The following is a 14353-nucleotide window of genomic DNA, read 5'->3' as shown; positions in this document are numbered from 1 at the left end:
TTTATTATAGGAAGGAGAATCAAGATGTCTAATCTGCTTTTTATAATATTAATGATCATCATAATTTTCAGTCAAATGTATATGTTTAGATTCGATGGTAGTGAAGAAGGAAAGGATGAAAGAGGGAAAGAAATTCAACGGAAAAGAAATAACTTACTTTACGGAATTTTGTACTTAGGTATTATTTTAGTATGTATTCTCGTGGATATGTTTGACGTATTCCAAGTTGAACATCTGCCGACGGTTTTATTAATGTTTGTACTCTCGCTAAGCATTATTGGCAGTATATACACTTATGTCCTTAGAAATAGAAGAAATTATTAATCCTTATTCAACCTGAAATGTTAAGAGTGCCAGTTACCAAGATAAAAGGTGAGGAGGAGATGTAGTGTTTATAGTAAACGTAGAAGGGGCCATTCACCGTAACGGCAAATGGCTTTTCATCAAAAGAAGTGAGAAAGAAGAGCATGCAGCTGGCGCTATTTCCATGGTTGGAGGAAAATGTGACATGGAAGGTATGTCTTCTGATATTTTAGAGCGTACATTAATGCGGGAAATCTATGAAGAAGTTGGCATAAAAGTTAGTAATCTTACTTATGTGAACAGTTCCGCCTTTGTTACCGATAAAGGAACACATGTGATTGATATTGTATTTCTTTGTGAATATATAACACGTGAACCTTATGCCAAGAGTGAGGAAGAAGTGGCTGCTGTAATGTGGATGAGTACGCAGGAGGTACTTGAGAATCCTCATTCACCAAACTATTTAAAGGAAAATATAAAACGGGCAGAACTAGTGCTGCAAGGGAAAGAGAGAAGAGCGGCAGTCATTGAATGACAGCACTTATATTCTGTCCTAGTAAGCACCAAATAGGATTACAAGAGTTATGCTAGAATCCTTCTCCCAATGCTGACTTTATCTCATAAATTATTCCTTGTTTCACGCCCATCCAAATGTGGAAAGAGTATCCATGAGATAACTCAGCAAAGGAGAGATATTCATGGAACCAAAAAACATGCAAACAGATGGAACACCAAAGCAGGAGCAGAATCGCCAGCCTGGTATTGAATCTAGAATGGATCCGCTGCCGCATCAGCCGAAGGAATATAAAGGGTCTAGCAAGCTGCAGGATAAGGTAGCGCTGATTACCGGAGGCGATTCTGGTATTGGACGTGCTGTAGCTATCACCTATGCAAAAGAAGGTGCAGATGTTGCTATTTCTTACTTGGATGAGCAAGATGATGCGGAAGAAACAAAACGATTAGTCGAAGCAGAGGGTCGGAAATGCTTGCTGCTTCCTGGCGATATTAAAGATGAAGAGCATTGTATCAACTTGGTTGAGAAAACAGTGAAGGAATTCGGCAAGTTAAACATCCTTGTAAGTAATGCGGCTATTCAATATGTTGTCGATGATGTCCTTGAGATTTCTAGTGCGCAATTCGAGGAAGTATTCCGCACAAACTTCTTCCCGCTATTCTACTTGACTAAAGCTAGTGTGAAGCATATGAACGAAGGTGATTCTATTATTGCAACGTCTTCTATCAATGCTTTCCAAGGTAATGCCATCTTCATGGATTATTCTGCTACGAAGGGCGCGATTACAGCTTGGATTAGAAGTATTGCGCAGAGTTTAGCAGGAAAAGGCATTCGTGCTAATTCTGTGGCACCGGGACCTGTATGGACACCGCTTATCCCGGCTTCAATTCCTGCTGATAATATTGAGAACTTCGGTCAAAGCAATTTAATGGGCCGTCCTGGACAGCCATCTGAGCATGCGTGGGCATATGTAATGTTGGCTTCAGATGAAAGCTCGTATATGACTGGTCAAACTATTCATATTAACGGCGGACAATATACATCTTCCTAATAAAAGAGAGAAAGTACCAGCCAGTGCCGGCTGGTGCTTTTTTGTGCGTTCATTATTGATTTTCCTGGAGAAGTTTAGGCATCCTGGCATGATAGTGCTTAAATAAAGTTCCCACTAGTAATCAGCTCTTAAGTCCACATATGGAAGATACGCACAATACCTCGTCCAATCCAAAGAACAAAACGAATGGGCAGTTCCGGAACCCAGAATAGTAAATCGATGATATCCCATTTGTAATTTGGATTTTCTTCCTTTTTTCGCTGTCTCCTTCTTTCACGAGGCGTCAAGTTGCATCTCCCCTTAAGTCAATATTGGTAGTCTTATCATAACATATCGAATTACAATATATGTAAGTTAATTATATGCGGATTTGACTGAATCTTGACAAAAGAAGGAAATGCTAACACTATTAAAGAAAGCGCTTTCTGATGTGCGAAGCGATGACTGGATAAAGGAGTGTCATACACATATGGCATTATGCAAAACGTTGATTGTAGATGATGAGATTCTTATCCGACAGGGAATTAAGCATTATATAGATTGGGAGAAAGAAGGCTTTACAATCGTAGGGGAGGCATCGAACGGAAAAGAAGCGTTAGAGCTGATCGAATCGCAGCAGCCGCATATTGTGATTACTGATGTTGTTATGCCAATTATGGACGGTGAAGCATTAACAAAAGCTGTAAAAGAGAAATACCCGCATATCGGTTTAATCGTTTTGAGCAGTTTTAGTGAATTTGATTATGTTCGAAGTGCCTTTCAAAATGGCGTTATCGACTATATTCTGAAGCCTAAACTGAATGCAGAGAGTTTGCTCAAAGCGTTGCGTCAAGCAGCAGGTCAATTAGACGATATGGTGCTGAACAGGAATGAAGCACATGAACAGACACTAAATGAAAAACTGCGAAAACTATATGAAGGAAACGACATCAACATAGAAAATGAAGCAGCGGCAAAATTTCTGTGCAGTGTTTTTCAAGTAATCAGTTATAAGAATAAAGCTGACCAAGATACTGCGGCGATTTTTCGTGCGATCAAGAAATTGGACGGTACTCTAATGACGCTGCAATCAACAGCGGACTATGATGTTTACTTGTGGAATGGCAGGGAGGCGCTCGGTAAAGACACTTTTTCAGATTTAATGAAATCCAGCGTCGTCTGCGGTACGAATGCTTTTTATAAGCTTTCCGAACTTAAAGACAAACAAAAGGAACTGGAAAAGCTAGAGAAGTATCAGTTTTTCTTTCCAGAAGATACTTTTCTATCGGAGAGCACACTTCCGTCGCCACCTGACGAAAGACGTGTGTTTCAGCTGGACTATTTTATAGAGGCTTGCAAGAGGGATAACTTTCATGAAGCTTTTTCCTATTTAAGTGCCCATCTGGAACAAATGGCACAAGATTATCGGCAGGATGTTGATGAATACAAAGCATTTCTTAATAATATTCTGTTCAATCTGATAGTATTGCTTGGTAATTTGAACTACCAAACTGAAGTGTTGCAAGCACAGAAGTATGCGTATTTTCAGCGTATCAGCCAAGCAGCAGATGTATATACCGCCAACGAAACGGTGAAGTCATTCCTAACAGATGCAGAAGGGATTGTAAAGACGGAGGAAGAACAGGGGCATATGCGTAAGCTGATGGACTATATTAAATCGCATTATCATGAGTCATTATCACTTTCTGACATTGCACAGCATTTCCATTTCAGCCCGTCTTATTTGTCCAATTACTTCTCTACTCATAGCAAAGAGGGGTTCAGTGAATATCTCAATCGGATACGGATTGAGGCGGCTATCACATTGCTCAGACAGAATGATATACCAATTGCAAAAGTAAGTGAGCAAGTGGGTTTTTCTGATCATAGTTATTTCTGCCGCGTTTTTAAAAAGCAAACAGGCTATTCTCCTTCCCAATACCGGCGGAAAAGGATAGCGCCTTGAGGAGGTAATTGGATGAAATTCATTAGAGACCGTCTTCATCCTAATGGTCTGTTTATGAAAATGTTTTTCATAACTGTTGCGCTTATTATGCTAGTGGCTGTTACAGTAACACTTGCAACAATCCGAATGGCAGAGCAATTTTTCGTCGAGAAGTTCAGTATTACAAATTCCCAAATTATTAATCAGATCCAGGATGATTTTGAGGAGTTGAATTATAGCATTGTAATGGCTGCTACAGACATCAGTAAAAGCAGTACAATTGAAAGATACTTGTTAGCAGAGGAGGCACGAGATAATGAACGGATACTCAGTCTATTTCTGGTTATGCGGCAAATAGATAATTTGCGGGAGCAGCTTGGAGATCAGAATGTTGAAATTGCCATTGCTGATCAAACGGAAATTATTTATACAACAAACTTTACATATTGGCCTGCTGCATCCACGGACATTCGTGCACACCGTATTACACAAGCAATCACAGCTGAGCCGAATAAATTACGCTATTTTCAAGCTTCGCGAGGCACCTCTGATGATTACGTTGTTGCTGCCAAGACACTTATGGATAGCGACACAGATCAAGCGTATGGTGCTGTGTATCTTCCAATTAAGGAAGAGCAGCTGCGTTCTTTCTATCAAGATTATGTGAAGCCTGGGAACGATTTTTATGTGTTGAATCAAGATGGAGAAGTTGTTTCGAGCAGTTTATCCAATGCGATTGGTACATCGCTCCCCGAGCTTCATCAACAAGCTGAAACGATGGTGAAAGATGGGGAGTTATTCAAGGAAATAAATGAGGAAGATACAAGTCAGATAATGGTGGCAGAATATTTGCCCTACTTTAATATGTATCTCGTTAATATGGTGGATAAACAAGCGGCAGTCGGAAACTTAATTGATACGAAACAGATTATTTTATTGCTAGCAGGCGTCGTTGTGCTTGCACTTATAATCGTATTCCTTGTTACCAAGCGGCTAACCAATTCTCTTTCTAAGCTCGTTAACGACATCGAGGCAGTACCTAAAAAAGGGCTGAAGCGGCGGCTGGATTATACAGGTACTTATGAAACAAAACAAATTGGCTTGGCTTTTAACAGTATGATGGATGAATTGCAGGTGCATGTAGAGAAACGTCTTAAAGCGCAAAAACAGCAGCGCCATGCTGAGCTGGCGGCTTTACAGCAGCAAATTAATCCGCATTTTCTTTATAACACAATGGCTTCAATAAAATTCCTAGTGATAATGGGAGAACGTACGGAAGCTGAGAAAACGATTGATGCGTTCATTACATTGCTGCAAAACACAATTGGGAATGTGGATGAGTCCATTACGGTAGAGTTGGAATTAGCCAATTTAAAAAACTATGTACTTATCAATCAGAAACGTTATGGAGACAAGATTCAGGTGCAGTTTATGGTAGCGCCAGATTGTTTGCAATGCCAGATACCAAAACTTATTCTCCAGCCATTTATTGAGAACTCCTTTTTCCATGCGTTTAATAAAACAGCAGCAGGAACAATCTCTGTTCTTGTATGGAAGGAATCAGATGAGCTTCTCTGTGAAATAGCGGATAACGGCGATGGCATGGCAACAGATGATAAGCAGCTTCCCAATACAAACCGAAATCGGCAGTTATTTTCCGGAATAGGGGTAAAGAATGTGCATGAGCGAATTCAGCTGTTGTATGGTACCGACTACGGTGTAACGATTACTAGCAAGGCAGGGGAAGGAACTACCGTAAAGCTGCGGCTGCCGGCAATTCCTATGGAACAGGCTGAGGAAACTGTTATGTGAGCATACGTCTCAGGAAAGTGCATAGTCAAGCTTTTTCGCCAACTAGCTTGATTATGCAGGATAAAAAATTGGTTGGTGAACCGGCGAAAGATACACTTTCAATTCCTGCAATTAGACAGAACAGTTAATCAAAATAAAGTGCTAATTACAAAAAATAATCCTAATCCTCATAATGAAAGCGCTATCAACAAAGTGATTTACTCCTAGTTTGGATAAAGAATTTCCTAACAAAGAAGGAAGTGCACATGCTACGATAAGAATATAAAGATAGCGCTTACAAAAATGAGGAGGGTTATATGATGAAGAAGTTTTTAGCACTTTTATTTGTTAGTTTGCTCGTTTTGGTTGCATGTTCTTCGGGCTCCAATTCCGAAGCTGATGCCGACACAAACGATATCAAAGTTTGGGCGTGGGATCCGAACTTCAATGTAAAAGCGATGGAGCTTGCCAAAGAAGCATATAAAGAAGAAAACAGTGAGCTGAACATTGAAATCATTGAAAATGCCCAAGACGATATTATTCAGAAGCTGAACACAAGTCTTAGCTCCGGTACGACAAAAGGGATGCCGAACATTGTGTTGATTGAGGATTATCGTGCACAAAGTTTCTTACAATCCTACCCGGATATGTTTTATGCGGTAGATGATGCTATCACTACAGAAGAATTTGCTAAATATAAAATTCCGCCTACAAGCTTCGAAGGTAAGCAATACGGTGTACCTTTTGACTCTGGTGTAGCTGGTTTATATGTAAGAACTGACTACTTAGAGGAAGCAGGATACAACAGTGAAGATTTACAGAATGCAGACTGGGAGCAAGTAATTGAAATTGGTAAAGCTGTGAAAGAGGCAACAGGCAAGCAAATGATTACGCAGGATCCTAAAGATCTGGGGTTGCTGCGCATGATGATTCAGACAAGTGGTGCATGGTATTTAGAGGAAGATGGTGTAACACCAAATATCGCCAATAACGAAGCATTGAAAGAAGCTTTCCGCTTGTACAAAGAAATGATAGATGCAGACTTGGTTAAACCGCATGCGGATTGGAGTCAGTTCATTGCGGCAATCAATAACGGAGATATCTCCATGGTGCCGAGCGGTAACTGGATTACACCTTCCATTAAAGCAGAAGCATCGCAATCTGGTAATTGGGCAGTAGCTCCATTCCCGAAACTGCCTGGTATGGAATCTGTCAGTGCATCTAACCTGGGTGGAAGCTCTTGGTATGTGTTGAATATCCCTGGTAAAGAAAAAGCAGCTGAATTCCTAGGCAAAACATTCGGAGCAGAGAGCAGCTTTCATCAGCAATTTGTTGAGGAAGTTGGCGGCGTAGGAACTTACCAGCCAGCACTTGAAGGAGATGCATATCAAGCAGAAGATGAGTTCTTCGGCGGCCAGAAGATTCTATCTGACTTCGCTGCTTGGACGGAAGAAATTCCGCAAGTAAACTATGGTTTGCACACGTACGTCATTGAAGACATTCTTGCAAATGAAATTCAGAAGTATCTAGATGGCGAGGATTTGGATACTGTTATGGATAATGCACAATCGCTGGCAGAACAGCAAGCGAACTAATCAATGGCCCTGGGACGCTGCAAACAATCATGCTGCTTCCCGGGGCTTTTTTAGAAAGGAGAACTTATATGAATATACCAAAGAACCTCGGACCAGAAAAAGTTGCTAAAAAGCCAGCGCCACGTCCGGCGCAGTCTTTGCGATTGAAAAATACGCTCGTTGGCTGGTCATTTGTTTCCTTAGCTTCACTGCTTATCGGAATCTTCTATTTCTATCCGATGGTGCAAGCGTTAATTCTGTCTTTTCAATCCGGTTCAGGTGTAAATCTGTCTTTTGTCGGATTTGAGAATTATGTGCGTCTATTCCAAGACCCTGTGTTTCTTACCACTGTGAAGAACACCGTAATCTATCTAATTATCCAAGTACCTGTGATGATCTTATTGGCATTATTTTTGTCTGTTGTGCTGAATAACAAGACGCTGAAGTGGAAAGGGTTTTTCCGAACAGCAATCTTCCTGCCGTGCGTAACGTCACTTGTTGCATACTCTGTTGTGTTCAAGTACTTGTTCGCACCAGATGGCATCGTCAACATGATGCTGCTTAAGATTAATCTGGTCGCTGAACCAATTCAGTGGCTGACAGATCCATTTTGGGCAAAAATAACGATCATCTTGGCTATCACATGGAGATGGACCGGCTACAATATGATCTTTTATTTATCAGCGCTGCAAAACGTGGATCGATCTATCTATGAAGCTGCTAAGATTGATGGTGCTTCCGCTATACAGCAGTTCTTTAAGATTACCATTCCGATGCTGAAACCGATTATTTTGTTCACCTCAATCACTTCCACAATCGGTACTTTGCAGCTATTTGACGAAGTAATGAATATTACAGCGGGCGGTCCAGGGAATGCAACCATGACCATCTCTCAATATATCTATAATCTCTCATTCAAATACACACCTGACTTTGGCTACGCTGCGACTGTATCGTACGGCATTGTCTTCTTAATTGTCATCTTCTCAATCATCCAATTTAAAGCGGCAGGTGATAAAAAATGAAACTACCGAATAAAGTAATTGGCTATTTGTTTCTAAGCATTTGTGCGATCATCTCTATTTTTCCGTTTTATTGGATGGTCGTTAGTATGACCAACACCTCAGCAGATGTTACAAGAGGCAAACTGCTGCCGGGCGGGCATTTTATAGAAAACTTTAAGAACCTCTTGCAGACTGTTGACCTTGTGCCAGCGTTAACAAATTCAGCTCTTATAGCAGTAGGGACGACTATACTGAGCTTGCTAATCGCTTCCTTAGCAGGGTATGGGTTTGAAATATACCGCAGCAGAGCAAAGGACGTTGTGTTTAATGTTTTACTATTATCGATGATGATTCCATTTGCTGCATTGATGGTGCCTTTATTCCGGATGTTTGGTTCGATTACGCCAGTGCTGCCGTTCATTGGAATTGACACACTTTCGGCTGTTGTTCTTCCGACAATCACAACAGCTTTCCTAATCTTCTTTTTCCGGCAAAGTACCAAAATGTTCCCGAAAGAAATACTAGAGGCAGGTCGTATTGATGGGTTGAAGGAGATCGGCATCTTTTTCCGTATCTACGTACCAACCATGAAGACGACTTATGCAGCAGCTGCCATTATTACGTTTATGGCAAGCTGGAATAACTATCTCTGGCCGCTAGTTGTGCTACAGTCGCCAGAAAAACAAACCATTCCGTTACTTATTTCAAATCTAGGTTCCAGTTACTCGCCAGATTACGGGATGATCATGATGGCAATCGTTATCGCCACACTGCCGACAGCGATCATTTTCTTCTTTATGCAAAAGCATTTCGTAGCAGGAATGATGGGCTCTGTGAAGTAATAGATACAAGAGGGAGGAAGATTTTATGACAAATGATACAAAGGTGACACCAAGTTTGGATTGGCTATCGGATACAAGTGTTTTTGAAGTCAATCGTGTTGCTGCACATTCTGATCACTTGTATTATGAGACGATGGAACAGGCAAAGTCGCGCGGAGAGATGTCGTGGCGCCACAGCTTAAATGGCCAATGGAAATTCCATTATGCCAAGAATCCCGCAGTTCGGCCGGCTTCCTTTTATGAACAAGAATTTGATTGCAGCTACTGGGATACCATTACAGTACCGGCACATATTCAGCTGGAAGGACACGGGACACCTCAATATGTAAATACAATGTACCCTTGGGATGGGGTACATGATATTCGACCGCCAGAGGTGCCGATGGAGGATAATCCAGTCGGCAGTTATGTGACACAGTTTACAGTACCAAAGCATATGGAAGATATGCCTTTGTTCATCTCCTTCCAAGGAGTAGAATCTGCATTTTATGTGTGGCTGAACGGTCACTTTGTGGGTTATAGTGAGGATTCTTTTACACCGGCAGCGTTTGATCTGACAGATTACTTGCAGCAAGGTGACAATAAATTAGCGGTGGAAGTTTACCAGCGCAGCACAGGAAGCTGGCTGGAGGATCAAGATTTCTGGCGTTTCTCTGGTATTTTCCGTGACGTATATCTCTATACAACACCAGAAATGCATGTGTTTGATTTGGCAGTACAAGCAAGATTAGACGAAACGTATTCGAAAGGTTCCTTAAAAGCAGCAATGCTATTCCAAAAAGAACTGCCAGCTGCCGCTAAAATAACTGGCAGTCTATACGACAGAAACGGCAGTTTGGTGCAGGAAGCAGAAGGGCTATTCAGCGAACAAACAGCAGTTGTCCCTATTGATATCGACAAACCGAATTTATGGAGTGCAGAGGATCCCTATTTGTATTCACTGTATCTGCAAATTTACAACGAAGAAGGGCAGCTTGTGGAAGTTGTCCCGCAGCAAGTTGGTTTCCGTCGTTTTGAAATGATTGATAAAGTAATGTGTCTGAACGGAGAGCGCGTTGTATTCAAGGGTGTCAATCGACATGAGTTTAACGCTCGTACTGGGCGAGTTGTTTCGGAAGCGGATATGCTGTGGGATATTAAAACGATGAAGCAGCACAATATCAATGCTGTCCGCACATCACATTATCCCAACCAGACCCGCTGGTATGAACTATGTGATAGGTACGGTCTGTATGTTATTGATGAGATGAACTTGGAAACACATGGGTCATGGCAGAAGCTCGGTGAGGTGGAGCCATCTTGGAACATCCCGGGAAATTTGCCGGAATGGCAGGATATTGTTATGGACCGGGCAATCTCGATGCTAGAACGGGACAAAAACCATCCATCTATCTTGATTTGGTCTTGCGGCAATGAATCATACGCGGGCGAAGTAATTGTGCATGTAGCGAACTACTTCCGACAAAAGGATCCAAGCCGTCTTGTTCATTATGAAGGTGTGTTCCATGCTAGAGAGTATGATGAAGCAAGTGACATGGAAAGCCGCATGTATGCAAAAGCTGCTGATATTATCACCTATCTGGAAAATGATCCGGAAAAACCTTTTATCAATTGCGAGTACACACATGCGATGAACAACTCATTGGGCGGAATGTACAAATATACCGAACTGGAAAATAAGTATCCGATGTATCAAGGCGGGTTCATTTGGGATTATATAGACCAAGCATTAGTGAAAAAAGATCGTTATGGTCAAGAATTTCTTGCCTACGGGGGAGATTTCCATGATCGTCCGACGGATTATATATTCTGTACCGATGGACTCATTTTTGCCGACCGCAAACTTTCACCAAAAATGCAGGAAGTAAAATACTTGTATCAAAACATTAAGTTAGATGTAACAGATAAAAAAATCAAGGTACGAAACGAAAATCTTTTCGTAGATACATCAGCTTATGAGTTGGTCTGGACACTGCGAAGAGATGGTGTGACGATGTATGAAGAATCCATTGAGCAGAATGTCAAAGCCGGGGAGGAAGCAGCATATAGCATTGCTATTCCAGAGAATGTATTAGCTGAAGCAGGTGTCTTTACAATAGATGCGAGCATGAAATTAGCCAAGTCCTCCGCATGGGCCGAAGCAGGATTTGAAGTGGCATTTGGCCAATATGTTTGGGAAAAGCAGCCTGTTGCACCGAAACCATCCGGAAAACTTCGTGTTGTCGAAGGAGATGTGAATATCGGGGTACACGGCCAAGATTTCGCTGTCCAATTCTCGAAAGTGGCAGGCAGTCTCACGTCACTTCGTTATGATGGAAAGGAAATGATAGAGATACCTCCTTATCCAACATTCTGGCGTGCTAGTACAGATAATGACAATGGCTATCAGCAAAGCTATACGGCTGGCGTGTGGCTGGCGGCGAGTACAGCGAGAAAATGCACAGACGTAGCGCTGCATGCTGACGAAAAGCAGGTGGACGTAACTTTCACTTACACGTTTGCCATGGCTGAGAAGGTGACTGTACAAAGCCTTTATTCTGTATTCCCTGATGGAGAGGTTCGTGTGAAAGCAGTATACCATGGTGCAGCAAACTTGCCAGATCTGCCAACGTTCGCTCTTTCTTTCAAAACGAGTGCTGATTACAGCAATCTAGAATGGTTTGCCAAAGGACCAGAAGAGAATTACGAAGACCGTAGTCACGGTGCAAGACTGTGTCGTTTCCAAAATACGGTGGAAACTAACAGAACAGCATATGCAAGACCCCAGGAGTCTGGCACGAGAACAGGAGTCCGCTGGCTGACACTTACGAACGATCAAGGCAGCGGTATACAGCTGCAAGCGGCAGATGCGCCAATTACGTGCAATGCTTCTCCACATACAGCTTTAGAAATAGAGCAAGCGAATCATGCTTATGAACTGCCGACTGTCCATTACACAGTCTTAACTGTTGCTGGCAAGCAGATGGGTGTTGGGGGAGACGATAGCTGGGGTGCACCAGTACATCCGGAGCATAGATTAGCAGCTGCAGAAGAACAGTCATTTGTATTTAGCATAAATAGAGCGTAAAGAAAATCCCCTTTGCTAAGGCAAAGGGGATTTTCTTATGCTAACATGGCTTCTTCGTATTGCAATAATGTTTTTGTCATAACAGGAGCTTCATCTTTTTTCTCTTTGCGCATTGCACGATGTTCAGCGACATGTGATTCACGGGAGATCCAAGCGACGAAATCTTGCTTTTTATCCCATTTCGTCACAATTGCATAAGCAACAGTATCACTTTTCTTTGTATCTTTATTCCAGCATTCAGCTGTGTGTAAGCCGCTAACATCTGTCAGTTCTTCCATCGTATGCTTTACTTTATTGATAATTTTATCTTCATTGGCAATGTCACCTTCAAAAATAACTTGATTGACAAACATAGGATTGCCTCCTTATTTAACTGATTCTTCTTTAACGGTATCAGAAAAAAAGTAGGTAGTCAATGAGAATGATTATCAACGATAAAAGAAAAGGAGCTGTGCAAGACAGCCCCAAATTCCTTAATAAACTTTATCTCCGTTAAAGATGCTGTTTTTCACAACAACATAATCAACGTTGCGAATTGCTTCTAGTTTGTTTCCGCCTGCGTATGAAATGGAGGACTGCAGATCTTGCTCCATTTCTGTCAATGTATCTTGAAGAGCGCCTTTGTGCTCAACGAACATTTTCTTGCCTTCGACGTTGCGTTTCTCGCCTTTTTGGAATTCAGACGCAGAACCGAAATATTCTTTGTACAGTTTGCCATCTTTTTCAACTGTATCGCCAGGAGATTCTTCATGACCAGCGAATAAAGATCCAATCATAACCATAGAAGCGCCGAAACGGATGGATTTTGCGATATCACCGTGTGTGCGGATACCGCCGTCCGCAATGATTGGCTTGCTAGCTGCTTTGGCACACCAGCGAAGTGCAGCCAGCTGCCAGCCGCCAGTACCGAAGCCGGTCTTGATTTTCGTAATACATACTTTACCTGGTCCAATTCCTACCTTTGTAGCATCAGCACCTGCATTTTCAAGTTCTCTGACTGCTTCTGGTGTACCAACGTTTCCGGCAATGACAAAGCTCTCAGGTAAATGCTTTTTAATGTGCTGAATCATGCGGATAACGGCATTTGAATGACCGTGTGCGATATCAATTGTGATGTATTCTGGAACCAAATTCTTGCTGGCTAGTTCCTCAATAAAGCCGTATTCGTCTTCTTTTACACCCGCACTAATAGAAGCAATCAAATTCTGCTCCTGCATTTGCTTGATAAAAGCAATTCGTGTCTCTGGCTCAAAGCGATGCATCACATAAAAATAATTATTTTTTGCCAAGTAAGTGGCGATTGTTTCATCAATGATCGTCTGCATGTTAGCTGGTACGACCGGCAGACGGAATGTATGGTTTCCGAGTGTGACCGCTGTGTCGCATTCTGAACGGCTCTCCACTACGCATTTTGCAGGAATTAACTGAATATCTTCGTAATCAAATACATTTTCCATGTTTATACCCCTCTAAAGACGAATTATTTTTGGTTATATCTTTTATTTCGTTCGCCCTTTGGTACTATACAATAATTCAGAAAACAAAGCAAAGGTTTTTACCTAAAAAAATAAAAAATCAGTCAAATAGGGTAAGCTATAGAAGGAGGGATACAAGATGAAACTTCGAATGAAAATCATTTATTGCACACCAAGAGGTACGGAAGCAGCATTTCATTCAGAATTTATGCCGGCTGGAGCTGTATTGCTGTTAATGGAGGACATGCAGCAAAATGGCAGAGTGGTACAAATGGAATTGATTGATCAGTATGAGACAGAATGGACGTTAAAGGAATTACGAGCTTACATGAAGGAACTCGAGATTGAACCGCATCATGTTCGTTTGTTTGCTGATGGCGGTTTTGAGAAACATTCGGGACGGTCAGGGCTCGGCTGTGTTGTACATTACGAACAAAATCAGAAGGAATTTCGTCTTCGGCGCAATCGAGAAGTGGAACAGCTTGCTTCTAATAACGAAGCAGAATTTGCAGCTTTACATTTTGGAATCGGTATCTTAGGGGAGCTAGGTGTACAAAATCAAGAGATAGAAGTATTCGCTGATTCTCGTGCTGTCATCATGCAAATGTCTGGGGAGTGGCCGGTTTATGAGAAAGAACTGCAGTATTGGGCGGATAAAACAGATGACTTACTAAAGGAATTCGGCCTTTCTGTTCAGTACACACATGTGGATCGTAAGCAGAACAAGGAAGCGGATCAGCTTGCCAGTCAGGCTCTGAAAAAAATCGAAATCGACAGCACCATACAAAAATGACCGCCTGGCACATGA

At 41.8% G+C, this 14353-nt stretch carries 13 protein-coding genes; 10 read left to right on the top strand and 3 right to left on the bottom strand.

Annotated elements, in window-relative coordinates:
- The 3 genes from B1K52_RS18125 to B1K52_RS16200 form a co-directional block, all read left to right on the top strand.
- On the top strand, positions 1-324 hold a 324-nt coding region (locus tag B1K52_RS18125), incomplete at its 5' end, for a hypothetical protein (RefSeq protein ID WP_256855942.1).
- Between the two features lie 64 nt (positions 325-388).
- Positions 389-838, top strand: coding sequence for an NUDIX hydrolase (locus tag B1K52_RS16205; protein WP_077310085.1), 450 nt, complete (start codon positions 389-391; stop codon positions 836-838).
- Between the two features lie 163 nt (positions 839-1001).
- Entirely contained in the window at positions 1002-1868 is an 867-nt protein-coding gene (locus B1K52_RS16200; RefSeq protein WP_077310083.1) for an SDR family oxidoreductase, read from the top strand.
- Between the two features lie 128 nt (positions 1869-1996).
- Here the strand turns inward: B1K52_RS16200 and B1K52_RS18060 are convergent, their stop codons facing one another.
- Positions 1997-2155, bottom strand: coding sequence for a hypothetical protein (locus tag B1K52_RS18060; RefSeq protein ID WP_179106583.1), 159 nt, complete (start codon positions 2153-2155; stop codon positions 1997-1999).
- A gap of 182 nt (positions 2156-2337) precedes the next feature.
- On the opposite strand from B1K52_RS18060, the gene B1K52_RS16195 reads away from it, so the two are divergent.
- The 6 genes from B1K52_RS16195 (at position 2338) to B1K52_RS16170 (ending at position 12070) form a co-directional block, all read left to right on the top strand.
- A complete protein-coding gene (locus B1K52_RS16195) occupies positions 2338-3813 on the top strand; it encodes a response regulator transcription factor (protein ID WP_143588903.1) in 1476 nt (491 codons plus the stop codon).
- Between the two features lie 12 nt (positions 3814-3825).
- On the top strand, positions 3826-5604 hold the full coding sequence (locus tag B1K52_RS16190) for a sensor histidine kinase (protein WP_077310079.1): 1779 nt from the start codon (positions 3826-3828) through the stop codon (positions 5602-5604).
- Positions 5605-5903: 299 nt separating this feature from the next.
- Complete coding sequence (locus tag B1K52_RS16185) at positions 5904-7178, top strand: ABC transporter substrate-binding protein (RefSeq protein ID WP_077310077.1); 1275 nt, start codon at positions 5904-5906, stop codon at positions 7176-7178.
- 68 nt (positions 7179-7246) lie between these two features.
- The gene (locus tag B1K52_RS16180; RefSeq protein WP_077310075.1) at positions 7247-8182 is read left to right on the top strand and encodes a carbohydrate ABC transporter permease; all 936 of its coding nucleotides are present in this window, start codon (positions 7247-7249) and stop codon (positions 8180-8182) included.
- Entirely contained in the window at positions 8179-9003 is an 825-nt protein-coding gene (locus tag B1K52_RS16175) for a carbohydrate ABC transporter permease (RefSeq protein ID WP_077310073.1), read from the top strand. The genes B1K52_RS16180 and B1K52_RS16175 overlap by 4 nt, the downstream gene beginning before the upstream one ends.
- A gap of 25 nt (positions 9004-9028) precedes the next feature.
- Positions 9029-12070: a beta-galactosidase, LacZ type gene (locus B1K52_RS16170; protein WP_077310071.1), complete on the top strand. Its 3042-nt coding sequence runs from the start codon at positions 9029-9031 to the stop codon at positions 12068-12070.
- 35 nt (positions 12071-12105) lie between these two features.
- Here B1K52_RS16170 and B1K52_RS16165 read toward each other — a convergent pair whose 3' ends face one another.
- Both B1K52_RS16165 and guaC read right to left on the bottom strand, forming a co-directional pair.
- The gene (locus B1K52_RS16165; protein WP_077310069.1) at positions 12106-12423 is read right to left on the bottom strand and encodes a hypothetical protein; all 318 of its coding nucleotides are present in this window, start codon (positions 12421-12423) and stop codon (positions 12106-12108) included.
- 120 nt (positions 12424-12543) lie between these two features.
- Positions 12544-13527: a GMP reductase gene (guaC, locus tag B1K52_RS16160; protein ID WP_077310067.1), complete on the bottom strand. Its 984-nt coding sequence runs from the start codon at positions 13525-13527 to the stop codon at positions 12544-12546.
- A 157-nt stretch (positions 13528-13684) separates the two neighbouring features.
- On the opposite strand from guaC, the gene B1K52_RS16155 reads away from it, so the two are divergent.
- Entirely contained in the window at positions 13685-14338 is a 654-nt protein-coding gene (locus tag B1K52_RS16155) for a reverse transcriptase-like protein (RefSeq protein ID WP_077310065.1), read from the top strand.
- The last annotated feature ends 15 nt before the right edge of the window (positions 14339-14353 follow it).

This window comes from Terribacillus halophilus (genome assembly GCF_900162685.1).
Classification (GTDB): Bacteria; Bacillota; Bacilli; order Bacillales; family Amphibacillaceae; genus Terribacillus; species Terribacillus halophilus_A.
The sequence above is the reverse complement of the archived record's forward strand: the minus strand, read 5'-3'. Positions and strand labels throughout refer to the sequence as shown.

Excerpts from the sequence above, each read along its gene's own strand:
- B1K52_RS16170 (WP_077310071.1), top strand. The coding sequence starts at position 9,029 with ATGACAAATGATACAAAGGTGACACCAAGTTTGGATTGGCTATCGGAT.
- B1K52_RS16155 (WP_077310065.1), top strand. The coding sequence starts at position 13,685 with ATGAAACTTCGAATGAAAATCATTTATTGCACACCAAGAGGTACGGAA.
- B1K52_RS16185 (WP_077310077.1), top strand. The coding sequence starts at position 5,904 with ATGAAGAAGTTTTTAGCACTTTTATTTGTTAGTTTGCTCGTTTTGGTT.
- B1K52_RS16190 (WP_077310079.1), top strand. The coding sequence starts at position 3,826 with ATGAAATTCATTAGAGACCGTCTTCATCCTAATGGTCTGTTTATGAAA.
- B1K52_RS16175 (WP_077310073.1), top strand. The coding sequence starts at position 8,179 with ATGAAACTACCGAATAAAGTAATTGGCTATTTGTTTCTAAGCATTTGT.
- B1K52_RS16195 (WP_143588903.1), top strand. The coding sequence starts at position 2,338 with ATGGCATTATGCAAAACGTTGATTGTAGATGATGAGATTCTTATCCGA.
- B1K52_RS16165 (WP_077310069.1), bottom strand. The coding sequence starts at position 12,423 with ATGTTTGTCAATCAAGTTATTTTTGAAGGTGACATTGCCAATGAAGAT.
- B1K52_RS16180 (WP_077310075.1), top strand. The coding sequence starts at position 7,247 with ATGAATATACCAAAGAACCTCGGACCAGAAAAAGTTGCTAAAAAGCCA.
- guaC (WP_077310067.1), bottom strand. The coding sequence starts at position 13,527 with ATGGAAAATGTATTTGATTACGAAGATATTCAGTTAATTCCTGCAAAA.
- B1K52_RS16200 (WP_077310083.1), top strand. The coding sequence starts at position 1,002 with ATGGAACCAAAAAACATGCAAACAGATGGAACACCAAAGCAGGAGCAG.